The organism is Streptomyces sp. NPDC054796 (assembly GCF_053611545.1).
In genome coordinates this window covers 119,135-140,573 of record NZ_JBSHAO010000012.1, presented here as the reverse complement: position 1 = coordinate 140,573, position 21,439 = coordinate 119,135, and the positions used below count along the sequence as shown (strand labels likewise).

Sequence of the window (21,439 nt, the reverse complement as noted above, 5' to 3'; positions counted from 1 at the left end):
CACACCCACTGATCACGCGCACGCCCGCTGACGGGCCGCACGCCCACTGAGGCACGGGCCGGAGGGAGGCAGCTCCCTCCGGCCCCCTCCGGGCCCGCCGTCCCCTTCGGACCCGGCGTCACCGACAGACCCGCGCCGTCAGGCCCCGGCGCGGTGCGCCGCCCGCGCCCGGTACGCCATCGGCACGTACCGCAGCCGCTCGGGCAGCAGTGGAAGCACCACGGCCAGCACCCGCCCGAACCGCTTCAGGGCGCGCTCCTGACGGGCCGTCCAGGGGAGGCCGATCGCCTCGCGCGCGTCCGGGGGCATCAGGCCGATGGTCATGAAGCGGCGGAAGCGCGCGAAGGGCGGCAGCAGCAGCGGCCACAGCAGCCCGAGCACCAGGCGCAGCGGGCGCGGTCCGCGGTCGGGCGGCGGAAGGCGGCGCGAGGTGGTGACCAGCTCGCGCGCGACGGGTGTCGCCTCCAGCTCCTCGTCGAGCATCCGCCGGTAGTAGGGCCAGAACTCCTCGACCGTCTGCGGCATGTCGCGGTCGTGGAGCCCGAGGATCCGCCCGACCTGGAGCCACTCCGCGTAGAGCTGCCGTTCCTCGGCCCCGGTGTACGGGCGGCGGCCGAGGTAGCGCTGGGCGTGCCGGTAGACGGGGAAGCCGGTGGCGTGGACCCAGGCGTAGTAGCGCGGGCTCAGGGCGTGGTACTCGCGGCCGTGCGCGTCCGTGCCCTGGATGGTCTTGTGGAGCTGACGCAGCCGCCTGCCCTCCTCCGCCGCCTGTTCCCCTCCGTAGACCCACGTCAGCAGGGAGGTCAGCGAGCGCTCGCCGCGTCCCCAGGGGTCGGTGCGGAAGACGGAGTGGTCGTCGACGCCCGCGCTCACGGCCGGGTGGGCGACCTGCATGGTCAGCGCGGCGGGGAGCATCAGCAGGGCGCGTGCCTCTCCGGCTACCTCCCAGAGCAGGCCGTCCGGGGGCGGCGGTGGCGGGCCGTCGCGGAGGCCGTCGTTCCGTGCACTCACGTTCTCCATGATGCCTCCAGCGGCACTGCACTCGGGTGCACCGCCGACGGCGGGTCATTTGATCCTGCGTCAGCAGTGTTGACGGGGGCGATGAAACAAGTCAATAGTCTCTGTAACTTTGACTCATCCGGAACGCGAGGGCCGACGACCCGACGAGGCCCGGCGAAGGGAGCCGCCCCATGGGCCGCTACAGCCGTCTGCGCGCGATCCAGCGCATGGACCCCGCGCGCGACTACGAGGAGATCTTCCGGCTGCTGACCCTCTACGAGTTCCCCTGGGACTACCAGCAGGGGGTCAGCGTCGCCTTCCTCCGCGACTTCGGCGTCCCCCGGATCTCCCGGCTACTGGACCGCACCCAGGAGTTCGAGAAGGCGGGCCAGAAGCGCTACGACGACACCGTGCTGTTCGCGTACGAGATGTCCGTCGACGGCTTCGGCTCCGCACGCGGACAGGCCGCAGCGCGTCACCTCAACCGCATCCACGGCAAGTACCGCATACCGCAGGAGGACTTCCGCTACGTCCTCGCCACGACGGTCGTCGGGCCCAAGCGCTGGCTGGAGCGGTTCGGCTGGCGGCCACTGTGCGCGAACGAGCTGGCCGCGCTCGCCCTCGTCGGGCACCGGATGGCCGAGGCGATGGGCATCGAGGGCGCGCCACGGACCATGGAGGGCTTCGAGAAGCTGCTGGACTCGTACGAGGCGGAGATGTTCGCCTACGACCCGGCCAACCACCGGGTCGCCAACGCCACGTTCCGCGTGATGGCGGGCTGGTACCCCGCACCGTTGCGCACGCTCGTCGGCCGCGCCACGCTGGCACTGCTGGACGAACCCCTGCTGCGCGCCCTCGGTTTCCCGGTACAGCCCGCGTGGCTGCGCTCGCTGGCCGCTTCGGCGGTACGGGCGCGGTCCGCGCTCCTGCGGCTGGGGCCCGCGCGACCGCGGTGGCGGCCGGCCCGGTTCACCCCGCGCTCGTACCCGTTCGGCTACACGCTCGACGATCTCGGCCCCGCCTGGGCCCAGAGCCGCCCCCTCGAACCGCTACCCGGCACCAGCACCAGCACCAGCAACGGCGCCGGTACCGGGACCAGCACCGGTAACGGCACCGGCTCCCACCGGGCCCGCCCGCCCGCTCCCCGCCCCACCAGCTCTCCCACACACCGTGAGGACGCCCCATGAAGAGCGCAGAGAGTTTCACCTCCCTCTCCCCCGCCACCGGGGAGCGCGTCGCCGATCACCCGGTGCACGGCCCCGAGGAGGTGCGCGCGGCCGTCGACCGCGCCCGCTCGGCCGCGCGGGACTGGGCCGGAGCCGGGTGGAAGGGGCGCCGCGCGGCGCTGCTCGCCTTCAAGCGCGCCCTCGCCTCCCGCGCGCACGAACTGGCCGACACTGTCGCGGCCGAGACCGGGAAGCCCGTGCACGACGCACGGGCCGAGGTGCTGCTCGCCGTCGTCCACCTGGACTGGGCCGCGCGCAACGCGCGGCGCGTCCTCGGCCGCCGCCGCGTCGCCTCCGGCGCCCTGTCCGTCCACCAGCGCTCCCTCCTCGCCTACCGCCCGCTCGGCGTCATCGGCGTGATCGGCCCCTGGAACTACCCCGTCTACACCCCCATGGGCTCCATCGGACACGCGCTCGCCGCCGGGAACGGCGTGGTCTTCAAGCCCTCCGAACTCACCCCGGGCACGGGCGTGCTGCTGGCCCGGATGTGGGAGGAGACGGTGCCGGAGCACGCGGGGCTCCTGCGCACCGTCACCGGCATGGGAAAGACGGGGGAGGCGCTGGCCGCCTCCGGCGTGGACAAGGTCGCCTTCACGGGGTCGGCGGCCACGGCCCGCAAGGTCGCCGCCGTGTGCGCGCGGACGCTGACGCCGCTGCTGGCCGAGGGCGGCGGCAAGGACGCGGTGCTCGTCGGCGCCGACGCCGATCTGGACGAGGCGGCCGACGCGATCGTGTGGGGCGCGATGTCCAACGCGGGCCAGACCTGCGCCGGGGTGGAGCGGGTCTACGCCGTCGAGCGGGTGCACAAGGAGCTGTGCGAGCGGATCGTCAACCGGGCACGCGAGCTGCGCACGGGCGGCCCCGGCGCGGGCCGGGACGGCGAGCCCGACGACTACGGCCCGCTGACGCTGCCCTCCCAGACCGGCACCGTCGAGTACCACCTCAAGGAGGCGCTGGGGGCCGGGGCGCGGGCGCCGCTGGGCGGGCCCGAGTCGGTCAGGCCGCCCTTCGTCCACCCCCTCGTCCTCGTCGACGTGCCCGAGGACTCGCCCGCGATGCGCGAGGAGACGTTCGGGCCCGTCGTCGCCGTCAACGCCGTGCGGGACCTGGACGAGGCCGTCGAGCGCGCCAACGACTCGCCGTACGCGCTGGGCGCCGCCGTCTTCACCGGGTCGCGGCGGGAGGGTCTTGCGGTGGCCGAGCGACTGCGCGCGGGCGCGGTCTCGGTGGGCACGGTGCTGGGCTTCGCCGCGGTGCCCTCGCTGCCGTTCGGCGGCTCGGGCGAGTCGGGGTACGGGCGCGTGCACGGCGACGAGGGGCTGCGCTCCTTCGCGACGCCGCGTTCGGTGACGGTGCGGCGGATGCGGCCGTACGTCGATCTGACGTCGTACGCGACCCCGAGGGAGAAGGCCGCGCGTGCCGTGGAGCTGGCGCGCAGGCTGCACGCGCGGCGCTGACCGTACGCGCGCACAGGCAGGTGCGCCGCAGCTCACCGGCGCGCGTTCACCGGCGCGCGTTCACCGGTCCAGCAGAGGGATCAGGTAGCGGCGCACGAAGTCGCGGGCCTGGTCGTCGTCGTCGAGCTGGAAACAGCTCTCGGGGTTCAGCAGGAAGGAGACCGTGATCCGCACCATCAGCTCGGCGACCGGCGTGGGATCGCCCTCGGGCCTGCCCTCGCAGCGCTGCACGCGCCGGAGCCGGGTGGCCAGATACTCGCGCATCGCGACGAGCGCGGGCCCCGAGTCCACCGTCAGATACGGCAGGATCAGCTCCGGCTCCAGCTTCAGCAGGCCCCCTACCAGTGGGTGGTCACGGATGTGCCGCAGCAGGACAACGAAGCCCTCCTCCATGCGCTGCTCCACCGTGGGCAGTTCGGCCGCGACGGCGTCCACCTCGGCGACGAACCTGCGGTACTCCCTCAGCAGGCACTCCTGCACCAACTGGTCCTTGTTGCCGATGCGCCGGTACACGGTCACCCGGGAGACGCGCGCCCGCTTGGCGACGTCGTCGACGGTCGAGCGGCGCAGGCCGAAGGTCATGAACTGCTCGCGTGCCGCGTCGAGGATCTTCTCGCGCAGCGCGTCCTCCTCCGGTGCCGTCGCCAGCACGCGGGCGAGCAGCGAGCCCTCGTCCTCCCCGGCTTCCCTCCCGGCTTCCCTGTCCTGTACGGCCATCGGCCCCTCCCCGTGCTTTCACCCAACTGAACCACACGCACTCTGCTACACAGACACTATCCCCATCTCATTGTTTCAAGCCGCTGCACAGGAGGCACCGTGCCGTTCACCCCGACGCCCGAACAGCAGGAATTCGCCACGGCCGTGCGGGAGTTCGCGCGCCGCGAGTGCGGCACGCGCGAGCGCCGCGAGGACCTCACATCCGGCGGCGCGGGCCCGCACAGTCCCGAGCTGTACGCCAAGCTCGCCGCGCTGGGCTGGCTCGGCGTCTGCCTCCCCGAGGAGTACGGGGGCGGGGGCGGCGGCATGACGGAGGCGTGCCTCTTCCTGGAGGAGTGCAGCCTCGGACAGATCCCCGCGGGCGGCTTCGTCACCTCGGTCATCACGGCCAAGGCGTACGAGCGCTTCGGCAGCGAGGCGCAGCGCAAGACCGCGGTCGGCGGCGCCGTCTCGGGGCAGGTGCTCTCGATCGCCATGTCGGAGCCGGAGGCGGGCTCGGACGTGGCCGCGCTGCGCTGCGCCGCCGTGCGCGGCGAGGACGGCGGCTGGACGGTCGACGGGCACAAGACGTGGATCTCCAACGCCCATCTGGCCAGCCACATCCTGCTCGTCGCACGCACCAGCTCCACGGGCTCCAAGCACGAGGGCCTGACGATGTTCCATCTGCCCGCCGACACCCCGGGCGTGGAGATCCGGGGCATCGAGACCATGGGAGGGCGCGAGGTCAACGACGTCTACCTCACCGGCGTGAAGCTGCCCGCAGACGCCGTGGTCGGGGAGGTCGGCGCGGGCTGGAGCCAGCTCATGGCCGGGCTGAACGCGGAACGGCTCTTCCTCGCGGCGAACATGCTCGGGCTGACCCGGCGCATCTTCGAGGACACCGTCGCCTACGTCCGCACCCGCGAGCAGTTCGGCCGACCGGTCGGTTCGTTCCAGGCGTTGCGGCACCGGCTCGCCGACCTCGCCACGGAGCTGGAGTGCGCGCGGCTGCTGGTGTTCGACACCGCGGCGGCCTGCGACGCCGAGCCCGAGCGGCTGTTTCCCCGCGAGGCGTCCATGGCCAAGCTCAAGACGACCGAACTGGCCAAGCAGGCGGCCCTGGAGGGCATGCAGATGATGGGCGGCTACGGATACGCGACGGAGTACGACATGGAGCGGTATCTGCGTACCGCGGTGGTCTCCACCGTGTACGGGGGCACGAGCGAGATACAGCGGGACATCATCGGCAAGACGTACGGGCTGTGACATCCCGGGGGGCGGCGCCGTTCACGCGCGGCGTGCCAGCCGCCTCCCCAACAGGCTTGTCCCGGGCCGGAAACCCGCTGATCAGGCCCCGTTGACGGGCCCGGCCGCGCGCTGACGGCGTACCGGAGCCGCACCAGAACCGCATAGGGCCGCCCTCGACGGGCGGCCCTATGTGCTTCCGGACCCGATCCCGCACCCGCACTCGCACATAAGATCGCCAACTCGAATATATTGTTCCGGCGTCGCTCGGCCCGTAGCGCCATCGTTCCCCTGTCCGGACCTGATCTGTCCACGAGGACCCTGATTGATGACCCCCGAGATAGCCCCGCCCCAGCCTCCGACCCCCGGTCCAGGCGGCCGGAGGTCGCAGCGGCCGGGGACCGGGACCGCGCTCGCCCTGCTCGTCGCCGTCGTGGTCGCCGCGCCCGCGTGGCTGATCGCGGTCTACGCCACGCCCCTGGCCCAGCGCGCCGTCGTCGCGTGGAGCGCCGGTGCCGCCGCCGTTCTGCTGTGCGCGGCGGTGGCGGTCGCGGCGCACGCCGTCCTCGTCGCGCGCGGGCTGCGGCACACCATCGCCCTCAGGGACGCGTCGATCGAGGCGCTGCGGGCCTCGTCCACGCGGTTCGCCGACGTCACCGTGCCCGCGCTGGTGCAGCGACTGCGCGAGGGCGCCTCCGCCGAGACCGCGCTCGCCGCCGCGCCCCCGACCGAGGACGAGCCCCAGCGGCGGGTCCTGACCACGGTGGCCACCGAGGTGCACCGCGGCGAGGGCAGGCGCGCCGCCGCGATGTCCGCGTGCGCCAACGCGGCGGGCCGGGTACAGGCGCTGGCCACCAGCATGGCCGCCGACCTGCGCGAGATGGAGCACCGCCACAGCGACGAGGACGTGCTCGGCGACCTGCTCCACCTCGACCACCGCACGGCGCAGGCCGGACGGCTCGCGGACTCCATCGCCGTGCTGACCGGCGCCCGTTCGGGCCGCCGCTGGGCGAAGCCCATCGTGATGGAGAGCATCCTGCGCGGCGCGCTCGGCCGCATCGCGGGCTATCAGCGGGTGCGCCTGCACTCCACGAGCACCGTCGCCGTCGCGGGCCACGCGGCCGAGGGCGTCATGCACGCGCTGGCCGAACTGATGGACAACGCGGCCAACTTCTCCCCGCCCACCTCCGAGGTGCATGTGTACGTCGAGGAGGTCTCGGCCGGTGTCGTCATCACCGTCGAGGACGGCGGCCTGGTCATGGGCGACGTCGCGCTGCGCCGCGCCGAGCAGGCCGTGTCGGCCGAGTCACTCGATCTGACCACGCTCTCCGGCACCCGCCTCGGCCTCCCCGTCGTCGGACGCCTCGCACGCAAGCACGGGCTCACGGTCTCGTTCCGGCCCTCCGCGCACGGCGGCACGGGCGTGCTGATGATGATCCCGCAGGAGCTGATCACCCAGACCAAGCGCGAGGAACGGCCCGCTGTGCCGCGGCAGTCACGCGCCGGGGGAGCGGGCGCGGTCCGCGAGCCCGAGCGGCGTCCGCGGCTGGAGGCACTGCCGCCCGAGACGCGGCGGGCGTCCGCGCGTGGCGACGCGTCCAAGGCGTCCAAGGCGTCCGTCGCATCCGACGCGTCCGACGCGTCCGCCCCGGCGGAGTCCGGCGTCACGCGCGAGCCCCCGCCCGAGCACGCTCCGGCTCCGGAGACCGGCGAGAGCGGGCTGCCGAAGCGGCGGCGCGGGCAGACCCTGGCCGCCGCCTCCAAGCGCGCGCAGACACCGCCGCCCCGTGCCGCCAAGGACGCGGAGGGCGCCCGCTCCCCGGAGCGCTCCGGTTCCCGGTTCGGCGCCTTCCGGCGCGCCGTCCAGGGCGGCCAGCCGTCAGCGGAAGGCGGCCCGTCCGAGGGCGCCGGTACCGGCGGAGACGTCGGCACGGACTCCGGCACCGACGCCGGCACAGACCCCCACACAGGCGAAGGCACCGGCCCACCCCAGGCTTCCGCCTCCGCTTCCCCCTCCCCTTCCTCTTCCCGCCCGGAGGACGACACCGAATGACCACCGAAAGCAAGCTCGACTGGCTGCTGGAGAGTCTGCTGAGCCGCACGCCGGGCGCCCGGCACGCCCTGGTGCTCTCCCGTGACGGCCTCAAGCTGTGCCGCACCCCCGAACTCTCCGTCGACCAGGCCGATCAGCTCGCCGCGATCTCCGCGGGCATCCAGAGCCTGTCCCACGGCGCGTCCATCGAGTTCGGCGACGGCACCGGCGGCGTGCGCCAGGCCATGGCCGAGTTCTACGGCGGCATCCTGTTCGTCGTCGAGGCGGGCGACGGCGCCCATCTGGCCGTCGTCGCCGACGAGGACTCCGACGTCGGCCTCGTCGGCCACAACATGAACGAGCTGATCGAGCAGCTCAGCGAGTACCTCAGCACGCCGCCCCGCAACCTCGGCGAAGGCAGCGGGACCACATGACACGGCCGGGCCGGGACGACGATCCGGACCGTCTCTACACCGTGACCGGCGGCCGCAGCCGCTCGGACACGGAGACGTTCGACCTGGTCACGCTCGTGGTCAGCGAGTGCGACCCGGTGCCCGGAATGCAGTCGGAACACGTCGCGATCCTCCGGATCTGCCGGTATCCGACGGCGGTCGTGGAGGTCGCCTCCGACCTCGGCCTGCCCGTGAGCATCGTCCGCATCCTGCTGGGCGACCTGCTCGCGGCGGGCCGGATCACCGCCCGCCACCCCCGTACGGCCGCCTCAGCGGATCAACTGCCCGATCCCGAAATCCTGAAGCAGGTGCTCGTTGGACTCCGCAACCTCTGACCTCACCGCGACCGGCCCCACCGCGGCCCACCAGCACGCGGCCCACCGGCCCGCGAGCCGCCCGCCCCTGAGCGAGACCGTCGACAACGGGCTCAAGATCGTCATCGTCGGCGGCTTCGGGGTCGGCAAGACGACGATGGTCCGCTCCGTCAGCGACATCCGTCCGCTGAACACCGAGGAAACGATGACGCGCGCCGGTGAGGGCGTCGACGACCTCACCGACGTCGAGGGCAAGACGACCACCACCATCGCCTTCGACTTCGGCCGCATCGGTCTCGACGAGCGGACGGTGCTGTACCTGTTCGGCGCGCCGGGCCAGGAGCGCTTCTGGTTCCTGTGGGACCGGCTGTTCCTGGGCACGCTCGGCGCCGTCGTCCTCGTGGACACCCGGCGGCTCTCGGACTCCTGGTACGCCATCGACCGGCTGGAGGCGCACGGCACCCCGTTCATCGTCGCCAGCAACGACTTCGGCGGCCCCCGGCACACCCCTGAGCAGGTGCGCGAGGCGCTGGACCTGCCCGAGGACGTGCCGCTCGTCGAGTGCGACGCCCGCTCGCGCGAGTCCAGCCGGGACGTGCTGATCGCCCTCGTCGACCACCTCTACGCCCTGTCCTCCGCCCGGGAGACCACACCGTGACCACCCCGCACGCCCGCACCACCACCGAAGAACCCGAAGAACAGCCGGCCGGCACCGTTCCGCCGCCGGGCTGCCCGGCCCACGAGGGCACCGGCGCGGTACCGATGTTCGGGACGCGGTTCATCAACGACGACCCCGCCCAGCTCTACCGCGAGATGCGCCAGGAGCACGGCCCCATCGCCCCCGTGACGCTGCTCGGCGACGTCCCCGCCTGGCTGGTGCTCGGCTACCGCGAGCTGCACCAGATCACCAGCAACCCCGCGCTGTTCACCCGCGACTCGGGCATCTGGAACCAGTGGGACCGCATACCGGCGGACTGGCCCCTGCTGCCCATGGTGGGCAGGCAGCCCTCGATCCTCTACGAGACGGGCGAGCGCCACCAGCGCCGCTCCTCGCTGGTCAGCGACGCGCTGGCCGCCGTCGACCCCTTCGAACTGCGCCACCACGCCGAGCGGTTCGCCGACCGGCTGGTCGACGGCTTCTGCGGGCGGGGCGACGGAGACCTCGTCGCCGAGTACGCGAAGGTGCTGCCCGCGCTGGTGCTCGCCAGGCTGTACGGCTTCGGGGACGAGGAGGGCGCCTCGCTGGTGCCCAGCATCAACGCGCTGGTCGACGGCTCGGAGGGCGCCCTCGAGGGGCGGGACCGGATCCAGGCCGCGATGCGGGGCCTGCTGGCCTCCCGGCGCGCGGCCCCCGGCGCCGACGTCGCGACGCGGATGCTGCACCACGCGTACGCCGACGAGTTCTCCTTCGAGGAGATCGTCGAGGACATGATGGTCAACATCGTCGCGGGCCACCAGCCCACCGCCGACTGGATCGGCAACTCCCTGCGGCTGACGTTCACCGACGACCGCTTCTCCGCCTCCCTCTCCGGCGGCAGGCACAGCGTCGGCGAGGCCATGAACGAGGTGCTGTGGGAGGAGACGCCGACCCAGAACGTCGCGGGCCGCTGGGCCGCCCGTGACACCCAGCTCGGCGGCAAGCGCGTCCGGGGCGGCGATCTGCTCATCCTCAGCCTCGCCGCCGCCAACGCCGACCCCCAGGTGCGCCCCGACCAGCACTCGTTCACCGGCGGCAACAACGCGTTCCTCTCCTTCGGCCACGGCGACCACCGCTGCCCCTACCCGGCGCAGGACATCGCCGAGGCCATCGCCCGTACGGGCATCGAGGTGCTGCTCGACCGGCTGCCCGACGCCGATCTCGCCGTGTCCCGGCAGGCGCTGGTGTGGCGGCCCTCGCCGTGGCTGCGCGGTCTGGAGTCCCTGCCCGTCCACTTCACGCCCACCATCGCCGTAGGAGACGCCGGATGACGTCCTGCCCCGTGACCGGAGAGACAGGCGGCGACAGACCGGGGGAAGCCCGGGTGGTGCTCGACCCTCTCGTACGCGATCTGGCCGGGGAGGGCGCCAGGCTGCGCGAGGCGGGGCCCGTCGCCGCCGTGGAGCTGCCGGGCGGGGTGCCCGTGTGGGCGGTGACCCGGCACGCCGAGGCGCGGGACCTGCTGATGGACCCGCGCCTGGTCAAGGACATCGGCCACTGGGCGGCCTGGCGGCGGGGTGAGATTCCGAAGACCTGGCCGCTGATCGGGCTCGCCGATCCGGGCCCGAGCATGCTCACCTTCGACGGCGCCGAGCACCGCAGGCTCCGCGCCCTGTCGGCGCAGGCGCTCACCCCCCGGCGCGTCGAGGCCATGCGGCCCCGCATCGAGGCGATCACCCACGAGCTGCTGGACGCGCTGGAGCGGGACGCGGCGGCGACGGGCGGGCGGATCGACCTCAAGTCGCACTTCGCCTACCGGCTCCCCATGAACGTCGTCAGCGAGCTGATGGGCATCGAAGCGGCCGACCACCCCCGGCTGCGCTCCCTCTACGACGGGTTCTTCAGCAGCGTCACGCCCCCGGAGCGCGTCCAGGAGATCATCGGTGAGCTGGCCGCCTTCTTCGGCGGTGTGCTGGAGCAGAAGAAGCGCTCACCGGGCGACGACCTCACCAGCGCGCTGCTCGCCGCGGGCGAGGACGGGGACAGCCTGACCGACGAGGAGGTCCTGGGCACCCTCCAGGTCATGATCGCCGCCGGTCACGAGACGACGATCAGTCTCATCGTGAACGCCGTCGTCGCGCTGCTGACCCACCCCGGCCAGCTCGCCCTCGTCAGCTCGGGCGAGGCCGACTGGGACGGCGTCATCGAGGAGACGCTGCGCTGGAACGCGCCGACGACGCATGTGCTGATCCGCTTCGCCACCGAGGACGTCGAGGTCGGCGGCACCGTCATCGGGAAGGGCGAGGCCCTGATCGTCGCCTACGGGGCCATCGGGCGGGACGAGGCACAGCACGGGCCGACGGCCGACGAGTTCCGCGTCACGCGCTCCCCCAACCGGCACCTCTCCTTCGGACACGGCCCGCATGTGTGCCCCGGCGCGCCGCTCTCGCGGCTGGAGGCGCGGGTCGCGCTGCCCGCGCTCTTCGCGCGCTTTCCCGAGCTGTCGCTGGGGGTTCCCGCTTCGGAGCTGCGCAACAAGCCCGCGGTGACGCAGAACGAGCTGTACGAGCTGCCGGTGGTCCTGGGCGCCGCCGCACGCTGAGACGCCCTGAGAGGGTTCCCCGCTGCTTCTGCCCCCTGTTTCCGGACGCGCTTGCGGGCGCGACGGAGCAGGGGGCAGAAGTGTGTGCGGAGGTGTGTGTGAGGGCCTGTCCGTGGGGGCGGACGGGGTGCCCGGAGGGGGAGGGCAGGAGGACATCCCACTCCTTGCCACTTTCAACTTATAGCTCACCGGGGGGCTTGCGGCAAGGCCCCGCCTCTGGTGCAGAATCGCGGCTCGACGCCAGAACCTGCGGAAATGGGAGTTTCACGAAGTGCGTGTGTTGTTGTCTGTTCACGAGTCGTGTGACGACCCCAGGGTGGAGCTGCCGCGATGACCTCCTTGACCACCAGCGCGTTCGATCTTCCCGACCACCTCTCCCCCAAGGCCGACCCGGCGCTGATCGACGCCGACGAGCGGCACTTCGCCGCCATCGCGGAGAGCCTTGAGCAGACCATCGCCGAACTGTCGGAGCGCCTCGAAGCCACCCGCAAGGCGCCCGGCGGCATCGGCCGGATGGCGATGGACCGGGACTCGGAGATCCACCGGCTCACAGGGCGGCTGCGCACCCTGCGCCGCTTCGGCCTCGACCTGTGTCTGGGGCGCATCGTCCCCGAGGGCGGTGAGGGTGGTGAGAACGGTGCCGAGCCCGTCTACATCGGACGCCTCGGCCTCACCGACAGCACGGGCCGCAGGCTGCTGCTCGACTGGCGCTCCCCCGCCGCCGAGCCGTTCTTCGCGGCGACCCACGCCGAGCCCATGGGCCTGGTGAGCCGCCGCAGATACCGCTGGGCAGGGGGCCGGGTCAGCGACTACTGGGACGAGGTGTTCACCGCCGACGGGCTCGAAGGCCACGCCGCGCTGGACGACCAGTCCGCGTTCATCGCCAGCCTGGGCGGCAACAGGTCGGAGCGGATGCGCGACGTGCTCTCCACCATCCAGGCCGACCAGGACGCCATCATCCGGGCGGGCTCGCGCGGAGCCCTCGTCGTCGACGGCGGTCCTGGCACGGGCAAGACCGTCGTAGCGCTGCACCGCGCCGCGCACCTCCTCTACTCCGACCCGCGCCTCGGGCACCGTCGGGGCGGCGTGCTGTTCGTCGGCCCGAGCAGGCCCTACCTGGCCTATGTCGCCGACGTGCTGCCCAGCCTCGGCGAGGAGGGTGTGCAGACGTGCCTCCTGCGCGACCTCGTCGCCGAGGGGGCCACCGCCGCCGTCGAGAGCGATCCGGAGGTGGCCAGGCTGAAGTCGTCGGCCGAGCTGGTGCGGGCCGTCGAACCGGCCGTCGCCCTCTACGAGGAGCCGCCCGCCGAGGGCATGACGGTCTCCAGCCACTGGGCCGACGTCTGGCTGAGCGCCGACGACTGGGCGGCGGCGTTCGGCGCGGTGGAACCGGGCACTCCGCACAACGAGGCGCGGGACCAGATACGGGAAGAACTGCTCACGATCCTGGTCGACAGGCACGGCGTCGACGAAGGGGACGACGGGGAGGGCTGGGGCGAGGACGAAGGCGACGGGGGCGGTGGGGGCGAGGGCGGGGGCGTCTCGCCGGAGCTGCTGCGCAGGTCGCTGCTCCAGGACCGCGACCTGATCAGGACCCTCAACCGCGCGTGGCCGATGCTCGAAGCGACCGACCTCGTCGGAGACCTGTGGACGGTGCCCGCCTATCTGCGCAAGTGCGCGCCCTGGCTGAGCCCCGACGAGGTGCGTGCGCTGCAACGCGCGGACGCGCACGCCTGGACGGTGTCCGACCTGCCGCTCCTGGACGCGGCACGGCAGCGGCTCGGCGACCCGGAGGCGTCGGCGCGCAGGCGGCGGCACGAGGCGTCCGTCGCCGCCGAACGCGCCCACAGGTCCCACGTCATCGACCGCATCCTGGAGGACAGCGACATCGACGAGGCCCAGGGCGCGGTGGGGATGCTGCGCGGCCAGGACCTCCAGGACACCCTGATCGACGAGAACGCGCTGCCGGCCGCCGAACCGGACCTTCTCGCGGGCCCGTTCGCACACGTCATCGTGGACGAGGCGCAGGAACTGACGGACGCCGAGTGGCAGATGCTGCTGGCGCGCTGCCCGTCGCGGAGCTTCACCGTCGTCGGTGACCGCGCCCAGGCCAGGCACGGGTTCGCGGAGGCGTGGCAGGAGCGGCTGGAGAGGGCCGGGCTGGAGCGGATCACCGTGTCCTCGCTGCGCGTCAACTACCGCACGCCGGAGGAGGTCATGGCGGAGGCCGAGCCCGCCATCCGCTCCGTGCTCCCGGACGCCAACGTGCCGACGTCCATCCGCAAGGGCGGCCTCCCCGTCGTCCACGGCTCCGTCGCGGAGCTGGACGCGGTGCTCGACGACTGGCTCGCCGCGCACGCCGACGGGGTCGCCTGCGTCATCGGCGCCGAGGGCGTGGGCAGCGGGACCGGGGACATGGACGCGGGCATGGACGGGGGGACGTTCGGGGCGAGGTCACGGGTCAGGGCGCTGACGCCCGAGCTGTCGAAGGGGCTCGAATTCGACCTGGTCGTCCTCGTGGACCCGGAGACGTTCGGGGAGGGCGTCGAGGGGGCCGTCGACCGCTACGTCGCGATGACCCGGGCGACGCAGCAGCTCGTCGTCCTCACCAGCCCGTGACCGCGCCCCCTTAGGGGTGGTGCGTGTCGGTGCGGGCCCCGCGCGCGAGGGAGGCGCGGGGCCAGCACCGGCCCGGCTGCCGGACCCGTCAGAGCTGTCCGGCGGACTCCTTCTCGCGCTCGGCGGCGACGGAGCGCACACGCCCCCGCACCCCGAACCAGCCCGCCACCAGCGCGGCGGCGATGAGCGGCACGAGCATGACCGTCTTGCGGCCGACGTCGGGGTCCTCCCACATCAGCACGATGACGCCGAGGAGGAACGCGATCGTCACGATCTCGGTCACCGGGGACCACGGCAGCTGGAAGTGGGGCCGCTCGACCAGCCCCGCCTTGGCACGGCGCACGAAGACGAGGTGGCAGAGCATGATGATGCACCAGGTGCTGACGATGCCGAGCGAGGCGATGTTCAGCACGATCTCGAACGCCTTGCCCGGCACGACGTAGTTGAGGGCCACGCCCAGCACACAGACGGCGGAGGTCAGCAGGATGCCGCCGTAGGGGACCTGGCTCTTGTTCATGCGCGCGGTGAACTTCGGCGCGGAGCCCGCCATCGCCATGGAGCGCAGGATGCGGCCCGTCGAGTAGAGGCCGGAGTTGAGGCTCGACATGGCGGCGGTGAGCACGACGAGGTTCATCACATCGCCCGCCGCCGGGACGCCGACCTTGGAGAGCACGGTCACGAAGGGGCTCTGCCCCTCCGTGTATTCGCCCCACGGCAGCAGCAGCGCGAGCAGCACGACGGAGCCGACGTAGAAGAAGCCGACCCGCCACATGATCGCGTTCACGGCCTTGGGGACGACCTTCTCGGGCTCGGCCGTCTCACCTGCGGTCACGCCGACCAGCTCGACGCAGGAGTACGCGAAGACGACGCCCTGCATCACGATGACGACCGGCATGATCCCCTGCGGGAAGATCCCGCCGTGGTCGGTGATCATGTGCAGGCCCGGTGTGCTGCCGCCCACGGGGTGCTGGGTGGTGAGCAGGACGATGCCGATGACCATGAAGACGACCAGCGCGGCCACCTTGACGATCGCGAACCAGAACTCCAGCTCGCCGAAGATCTTCACCGAGATCATGTTGATGGCGAGGACCACGGCGAGCGCGATCAGCGCCAGCACCCACTGGGGGATGTCCGTGAAGAGGCTCCAATAATGTGTATAGAGCGCGATGGCCGTGATGTCGGCTATGCCGGTGGTGGACCAGTTCAGGAAGTACATCCACCCGGCCACGTAGGCGCCCTTCTCGCCGAGGAACTCGCGCGAGTAGGAGACGAACGAGCCGGACGAGGGACGGTGCAGCACCAGCTCGCCGAGGGCTTTGACGACGAAGAAGGCGAAGAGTCCGCAGACGGCGTAGGCGAGGGCGAGGGCCGGTCCCGCCGAGGCGAGACGACCGCCCGCGCCCAGGAAGAGGCCGGTGCCTATCGCGCCGCCGATGGCGATCATGTTGATGTGGCGTGGCTTGAGGTCCTTGCTGTAGCCGGCGTCACCGGCGTCCCGAGGACCCTGCGTCGTGGAGGACGCCCCCTGCGCGCCGGGCTGTGGGGGGATGGCGTCCTCGACGGTTTGATTGCTCACAGCTTGTTCAACTCACTCTGGTCGGGCCATGGCTCGGCCCGTCACCGCAGGTTCCACAGATCAAGGCCAGGGCGTTACCTTTCCTTGCCTTGACCAACTACGCGGTGGTGTACATCACACCGGGAACATCTCACATCGCGGACATGCCCGTGCCCCCCAGGCCCGGCGCCCGGCTCCGGTCCGGCGCCCGGAGCCGGGGCCGGGTACCGCTCCGGCTCAGCCCCGCTCCCCGTACAGCTCCTCGATGACCGGCGCGTACTTGTCCCTGATCACCCGGCGCCGCAGCTTCAGCGAAGGGGTCAGCTCGCCGGTCGCCGGGCCCCACTCCTCGGAGAGGAGGCGGTAGCGCTTGACCTGCTCGGTGCGGTTGAGCCGCGCGTTCGCCGCCGCCACGGCGCGCTCGACCTCGGCCCGTACGGCAGGGTGGGAGGCGAGCGCGGCGGGCTCGGCGTCGATGCCCTGGCCCTTCGCCCAGACCGGCGCCATCTCGGCGTCGAGCACGAGCAGCGCGACGAGGTAGGAGTGCCCGTCGCCGTGCACGAGGGCCTGCCCGATGAGCGGGTGCTCCTTGAGGGTGTTCTCGACGAGCGCGGGCGAGACGTTCTTGCCCGTCGAAGTCACGATCATCTCCTTCTTGCGGTCGGTCAGCCAGAGGTAGCCGTCCTCGTCGACGCGGCCGATGTCGCCCGTCGCGAACCAGCCCTCGTCGTCCGTGGCCCGTTCGACGGTGCCGTCGGCCCGCAAATAGCCGTCAAAAACTGTCCTGCCCCGCACCTCGATCTCGCCGTCCTCGGCCGTCCGCACCTCCATTCCGTCGATCGGGCGGCCTACGGAACCCAGCCGGAAGGCGTCCGGGGTGTTGATCGTGCTCACGCCGACGGTCTCCGTCAGCCCCCAGGCGTCCATGATCACGATGCCGAAGCCCGCCCAGAACCGCACCACGTCCAGCGGCATGGGCGCCGACGCGCTCGACGTCCACACCAGCCTCTCGAACCCGGCCATGGACAGCAGCGGCTCCAGCACCTCGCTCCTGACCCGCTCGTACGAGGCGACGAGCTCGGCGGGCGGCTCCTCGCCGCGCTCGCGGTGGTCCACGTACCCGCGCGCCACGTCCCCCGCGCGCTCGACCGCGGCCCGCTGCTCCTCGGGCAGCAGCGCGAGCCCGGCCCGTACGGAAGCGGCCAGCTTCTCCCACACCCTCGGCACCCCGAAGAACTGCGCCGGGTGCAGCTCCCGCGCTGTCGCCGCGACCTGCGCCGGGTCGGCGCACATGTAGACGTGCGCGGCACGGAAGACGGCCAGATAGATGCCGAGCATCCGCTCGGCGATGTGCGCGAAGGGCAGATAGCAGATGTGCTCGACGTGCTCGGGCAGCTCGACGACGCGGTCCAGCGCGACACCGTTGAGGATGACGTTGCGGTGGCTGACGACGACGCCCTTCGGATCGCCCGTGGTGCCGGAGGTGTAGACGACGGTGACCGGGTCGGTGGCCCGTATGCCGCGCCAGGTCTTCTCGAAGCCCTCGCGCTCGTAGGGGCGCGGCACACCGGCGTACGGGGTGTGCGGCCCGGCCGCGCCTTCCTCCACCACGACGAGGCGCTCCAGCGGCCCGGCGTCCGCCAGCAGCGGCTCCCAGCGGGCCGTCTCCGCCGCTCCCTCGACGATGGCGAGACGGGCCCTGCTGTGGCGCACGATGTGGGCGATCTGTTCGGGGGCCGCGGTGCTGTAGACGGTCACGGGGACGGCGCCGAGGTGGGTGAGCGCGAGGTCGCACAGCCAGTGCTCGGGCCTGTTGCCCATCATCATCAGGACGTGTTCGCCGCCGGTGACGCCGAGTGCGGTGAAGCCCGCGGCGAGTTCGGCGACGCGGTGGCGCACCTCGGCCCAGGTCAGGGTCGCCCAGCCGGTGTCCTCTTCGGGGGCGGTGGCGGGGCCGGTGGCGGGTGCGGGTGCGGGTGCGCGCCAGGAGAGGGCCGGGAGGTCGCCATGGTCCTCGGCGTTGCGCAGCAGGAGTGCGGGGATGGTGAGGTTCGCCGGGTCGTCCCCGGGCAGTCGCAGGTTCGCGGTCATGACGGCCTCCGGGCAGGGATTCGGAATGGTGCCGTGGACTGGTTCCGCTCGGTGGTGCGCTGGTGGCGTGCGCGGTGACGCGCTCGATGGCGCGCTCAGTGGTGCGCTCGGCGGGAAGGCCGGGGATCAAGGGCTTCCCCACGGGGTATTGCAGTACAAGACTGGTGAGACAGCAATACTGTTGAACACGATTGGTGTACGTGAGCCGCCGCGCGCGGCAGCAGCGAGAGAGGTCGCAGCCGATGGAGCAGCAGCCAGGGGACGCCGCAGCCGAGGGTCCGGGCACGGGCACGGACACGGGCACCGACAAGGGAGCGGGGCCGGGACCGGACGGCGCCTCCGCTGGCCCGCAGGCCGGCACGGACCAGCTCACCGTCGACCAGCTCGCGGCCCGCGCCGGTGTCACCGTCCGCACGATCCGCTTCTACAGCACCCGCGGCCTGCTCCCGCCGCCCACCATCGGCCCGCGCAGAGTGGGGCGTTACGGGCCCGACCACCTCTCCCGGCTCGCGCTGATCGAGGAGTTGCAGAACCAGGGCCTGACGCTCTCCGCGATCGAGCGCTACATCCAGCGCCTCCCGGACGACATGAGCCCCCACGACCTCGCGATACACCGGGCCATGGTCGCCTCCTGGATGCCCGACACCGTCGACGAGTCGACCCGCGAACAACTGGAGCGGCGCGTCGGGCGGGAGCTGACGGACGACGACATCAAGCGCCTTGAGGCGATGAGCGTGCTGGAGGGCACGGACGACCCGGAGGTCTTCCGCGTCGATCCCGGCCTGGTGCACCTGGGGGCACGCCTGCTCGACGTGCCCATCTCCCAGGAGGCGATCCTCGCGGCGCGGAACGTGATGCTGGAGCACACCCGCTCGGCCGCGCGGGAACTGAGCCGCCTCTTCAAGGAGGAGGTGTGGCGCCCGTACCGGGAGCGGGAGGAGGACCCGGAACGCGTCGAGCGGATGAAGGCGCTCTCGGCCCATATGCAGCCGATGGTGCTCCAGGCGCTGGTGACGGCGTTCCAGCGGTCGCTGAACGAGGAGCTGCGGGGCGACTTCCCCGGGGAGAAGGCGCCCCGCATCCCGGGCTGATGGGCCGGCGTCGGCCACCGGCCGTCGGCTCTTCAGCCGTCAGCCGTCAGCCGTCAGCCGTCGCTGAAGACCTCGCCCTTCTCGGCCTTGTCCGCCAGCAGCGCGGGGACCGCGAACCGGTCCCCGTAGCGCTCCTGGAGCTGACGGGCACGGGCCACGAAGCCCTTGAGGCCGCCCTCGCCGCCCTCCGGGTTCTCGTAGCCGTTGATGTACTGGATCACGCCGCCCGTCCAGGCGGGGAAGCCGATGCCCATGATGGAGCCGATGTTGGCGTCGGCGACGGAGGTGAGGACGCCCTCCTCGAAGAGGCGGACGGTGTCCAGCGCCTCGGAGAAGAGCATCCGCTCCCGCATGTCCACGAAGGGGATGTCGGGCGCGTCGGCGCCGGTCCTGGTGAAGTGCTCGCGCAGCCCTGGCCACAGCCCGGCGCGCTTGCCGTCCTCGCCGTACTCGTAGAAGCCCGCTCCGCCGCTGCGGCCCGGCCGTCCGAACTCGTCGACCATGCGGTCCACGACCCCGTCGGCGGGGTGCGCGGGCCACTCGACGCCCTCGGCCTCCATCGCCCGCCGTGTCTCGTCGCGGATCTTGCGGGGCAGGGTGAGCGTCAGCTCGTCCATGAGGGAGAGGACCTTCGCCGGGTAGCCCGCCTGGGCCGCCGCCTGCTCGACGGTGGCGGGCTCCACACCCTCGCCGACGAGCGCGACACCCTCGTTGATGAAGTGGCCGATGACGCGCGAGGTGAAGAAGCCGCGCGAGTCGTTGACGACGATCGGCGTCTTCTTGATCTGCCGCACGAGGTCGAAGGCGCGGGCCAGTGCCTCGTCGCCGGTCTCCTCGCCCCGGATGATCTCCACCAGCGGCATCTTGTCCACGGGCGAGAAGAAGTGCAGCCCGATGAAGTCGCTTCGGCGCTTCACCCCTTCGGCGAGCGCGGTGATGGGGAGGGTGGAGGTGTTGGAGCAGAGGAGGGGGTACCTCCCGGGCCCCTCGGCCCCAGGGGAAGCGTCCGGCTCGACGATGTCCTCGATCTCCTGGAAGACCTTGTGCTTGAGCGAGGGGTCCTCGAAGACCGCCTCGATCACCACGTCGCAGCCCGCGAGATCCTGCGGCTCGGCGGTCGGGGTGATGCGGGCGAGCAGCGCGTCCCGCTTCTCCTGGGTCGTACGGCCGCGGGCGAGCGCCTTGTCGAGCAGGCCCTCGGAGTAGCGCTTGCCCTTGTCCGCCGCCTCCTGGGAGATGTCCTTGAGGACCACGTCGATCCCGGCCTTGGCGCAGGAGTAGGCGATGCCCGCGCCCATCATCCCGGCGCCGAGGACGCCGACCTTGGAGACCTTGCTCTCCCCGATGCCCTGGGGGCGGCTGCGGCCCGCGTTGACCGCCTGGAGATCGAAGAAGAACGCCTGGATCATGTTCTTGGAGATCTGGCCCGTGACCAGCTCCACGAAGTAGCGGGCCTCGATGACCTGCGCGGTCTCGAAGTCCACCTGGGCGCCCTCGACGGCCGCGGCGAGGATGTTGCGCTGGGCCGGGTACGGGGCGCCGCCGGTCTGCTTCTTCAGGTTCGGCGCGAAGGCGGGGAGGTTCGCGGCGAACTTGGGGTTCGAGGGGGTGCCGCCCGGCATGCGGTAGCCCTTGACGTCCCAGGGCTGCTGCGACTCGGGGTTGGCGTCGATGAAGGCGTGGGCCGCCGCCAGCAGCTCCTCACGGGTTTCCACGACCTCGTGGACGAGGCCGATCTCCTTGGCCTTCGCGGGGAAGTACTGCTTGCCCTCCAGCAGCACCTTCAGCAGCGCGTCCGCGATGCCGAGAAGCCGCACCGTACGGGTGACGCCGCCGCCCGCGGGGAGCAGTCCGAGGGTGGACTCGGGGAGGCCGATCTTCGTGCCCTTGGCGTCGAGCGCGACGCGGTGGTGGCAGGCGAGGGCGATCTCCAGGCCGCCGCCGAGGGCGGCGCCGTTGATGGCGGCGACGACGGGCTTGCCGAGCGTCTCGATGCGGCGCAGGTCGCGCTTGATGCGCATGCCCGCCTCGAAGACCTGCTCGGAGTTCTCTGGGCGCGCGGCGATGAGGTCGTTGAGGTCACCGCCCGCGAAGAAGGTCTTCTTGGCGGAGGTGAAGATGATGCCGCGGATGCTGTCTCGTTCGGTTTCGACCCTGTCGGCTATGGCGCTGAGCGAGACGGTGAACGCCTCGTTCATGGTGTTGGCCGACTGGTTGGGGTCGTCGAGGACGAGGGTGACGACGCCGGTGTCGTCCTGTTCCCAGCGGATCGTGGTGGACTCGGGCATGACTGTGGTCTCCAAAGAAGGTCGTACGGCTGTGGGCTGTGGTGCGGCGCGTGCCGGGCCTGCGTCCGGCGTTCCGGGGGCCGGGCCGGAGCCGGGCCGGGGCCGGTGGCGCGGTGCCCTCCGGGGACGTGGCGC

At 72.1% G+C, this 21,439-nt stretch carries 16 protein-coding genes; 11 read left to right on the top strand and 5 right to left on the bottom strand.

The window, feature by feature from the left end:
• Window positions 1–138: 138 nt before the first annotated feature.
• Complete coding sequence (locus ACWGJ2_RS13165) at window positions 139–1,020, bottom strand: oxygenase MpaB family protein (protein ID WP_453346142.1); 882 nt, start codon at window positions 1,018–1,020, stop codon at window positions 139–141.
• Between the two features lie 170 nt (window positions 1,021–1,190).
• Here ACWGJ2_RS13165 and ACWGJ2_RS13160 point away from each other — a divergent pair, with 170 nt between their 5' ends.
• Entirely contained in the window at window positions 1,191–2,186 is a 996-nt protein-coding gene (locus tag ACWGJ2_RS13160) for an oxygenase MpaB family protein (protein WP_453346141.1), read from the top strand.
• Window positions 2,183–3,682 carry an aldehyde dehydrogenase family protein gene (locus ACWGJ2_RS13155; RefSeq protein WP_453346140.1) on the top strand — a complete coding sequence of 500 codons (1,500 nt, stop codon included), beginning with the start codon at window positions 2,183–2,185 and terminating at the stop codon, window positions 3,680–3,682. The genes ACWGJ2_RS13160 and ACWGJ2_RS13155 overlap by 4 nt, the downstream gene beginning before the upstream one ends.
• Before the next feature lie 60 nt (window positions 3,683–3,742).
• Here ACWGJ2_RS13155 and ACWGJ2_RS13150 read toward each other — a convergent pair whose 3' ends face one another.
• The gene (locus ACWGJ2_RS13150; RefSeq protein WP_453346139.1) at window positions 3,743–4,399 is read right to left on the bottom strand and encodes a TetR/AcrR family transcriptional regulator; all 657 of its coding nucleotides are present in this window, start codon (window positions 4,397–4,399) and stop codon (window positions 3,743–3,745) included.
• Window positions 4,400–4,498: 99 nt separating this feature from the next.
• Between ACWGJ2_RS13150 and ACWGJ2_RS13145 the strand changes: the two genes are divergently transcribed.
• The 8 genes from ACWGJ2_RS13145 to helR all read left to right on the top strand — a co-directional run bounded on the left by ACWGJ2_RS13145 (window position 4,499) and on the right by helR (window position 14,279).
• Complete coding sequence (locus ACWGJ2_RS13145; protein WP_453346138.1) at window positions 4,499–5,644, top strand: acyl-CoA dehydrogenase family protein; 1,146 nt, start codon at window positions 4,499–4,501, stop codon at window positions 5,642–5,644.
• Between the two features lie 307 nt (window positions 5,645–5,951).
• Complete coding sequence (locus tag ACWGJ2_RS13140; protein ID WP_453346137.1) at window positions 5,952–7,676, top strand: ATP-binding protein; 1,725 nt, start codon at window positions 5,952–5,954, stop codon at window positions 7,674–7,676.
• Window positions 7,673–8,089: a roadblock/LC7 domain-containing protein gene (locus tag ACWGJ2_RS13135; protein WP_453346136.1), complete on the top strand. Its 417-nt coding sequence runs from the start codon at window positions 7,673–7,675 to the stop codon at window positions 8,087–8,089. Before ACWGJ2_RS13140 ends, ACWGJ2_RS13135 begins: the two co-directional genes overlap by 4 nt.
• Window positions 8,086–8,442 carry a DUF742 domain-containing protein gene (locus tag ACWGJ2_RS13130; protein WP_453346135.1) on the top strand — a complete coding sequence of 119 codons (357 nt, stop codon included), beginning with the start codon at window positions 8,086–8,088 and terminating at the stop codon, window positions 8,440–8,442. Before ACWGJ2_RS13135 ends, ACWGJ2_RS13130 begins: the two co-directional genes overlap by 4 nt.
• Window positions 8,423–9,079, top strand: a complete 657-nt coding sequence (locus ACWGJ2_RS13125; protein ID WP_453346134.1) for a GTP-binding protein — start codon at window positions 8,423–8,425, stop codon at window positions 9,077–9,079. The genes ACWGJ2_RS13130 and ACWGJ2_RS13125 overlap by 20 nt, the downstream gene beginning before the upstream one ends.
• 104 nt (window positions 9,080–9,183) lie before the next feature.
• On the top strand, window positions 9,184–10,389 hold the full coding sequence (locus tag ACWGJ2_RS13120) for a cytochrome P450 (protein ID WP_453346190.1): 1,206 nt from the start codon (window positions 9,184–9,186) through the stop codon (window positions 10,387–10,389).
• Entirely contained in the window at window positions 10,386–11,660 is a 1,275-nt protein-coding gene (locus ACWGJ2_RS13115) for a cytochrome P450 family protein (protein WP_453346133.1), read from the top strand. The genes ACWGJ2_RS13120 and ACWGJ2_RS13115 overlap by 4 nt, the downstream gene beginning before the upstream one ends.
• A gap of 330 nt (window positions 11,661–11,990) precedes the next feature.
• Window positions 11,991–14,279 (top strand): RNA polymerase recycling motor ATPase HelR, encoded by a 2,289-nt coding sequence (gene helR, locus ACWGJ2_RS13110; protein ID WP_453346132.1) that lies wholly within the window; start codon window positions 11,991–11,993, stop codon window positions 14,277–14,279.
• Window positions 14,280–14,367: 88 nt separating this feature from the next.
• Here helR and ACWGJ2_RS13105 read toward each other — a convergent pair whose 3' ends face one another.
• Window positions 14,368–15,828, bottom strand: a complete 1,461-nt coding sequence (locus ACWGJ2_RS13105) for an amino acid permease (RefSeq protein ID WP_453346189.1) — start codon at window positions 15,826–15,828, stop codon at window positions 14,368–14,370.
• A 243-nt stretch (window positions 15,829–16,071) separates the two neighbouring features.
• Window positions 16,072–17,925 (bottom strand): AMP-dependent synthetase/ligase, encoded by a 1,854-nt coding sequence (locus ACWGJ2_RS13100; RefSeq protein ID WP_453346131.1) that lies wholly within the window; start codon window positions 17,923–17,925, stop codon window positions 16,072–16,074.
• Between the two features lie 200 nt (window positions 17,926–18,125).
• Between ACWGJ2_RS13100 and ACWGJ2_RS13095 the strand changes: the two genes are divergently transcribed.
• Window positions 18,126–19,016, top strand: coding sequence for a MerR family transcriptional regulator (locus tag ACWGJ2_RS13095; RefSeq protein ID WP_453346130.1), 891 nt, complete (start codon window positions 18,126–18,128; stop codon window positions 19,014–19,016).
• 53 nt (window positions 19,017–19,069) lie between these two features.
• On the opposite strand, the gene ACWGJ2_RS13090 is transcribed toward ACWGJ2_RS13095, so the two are convergent.
• On the bottom strand, window positions 19,070–21,304 hold the full coding sequence (locus tag ACWGJ2_RS13090; RefSeq protein ID WP_453346129.1) for a 3-hydroxyacyl-CoA dehydrogenase NAD-binding domain-containing protein: 2,235 nt from the start codon (window positions 21,302–21,304) through the stop codon (window positions 19,070–19,072).
• Window positions 21,305–21,439: the final 135 nt, after the last annotated feature.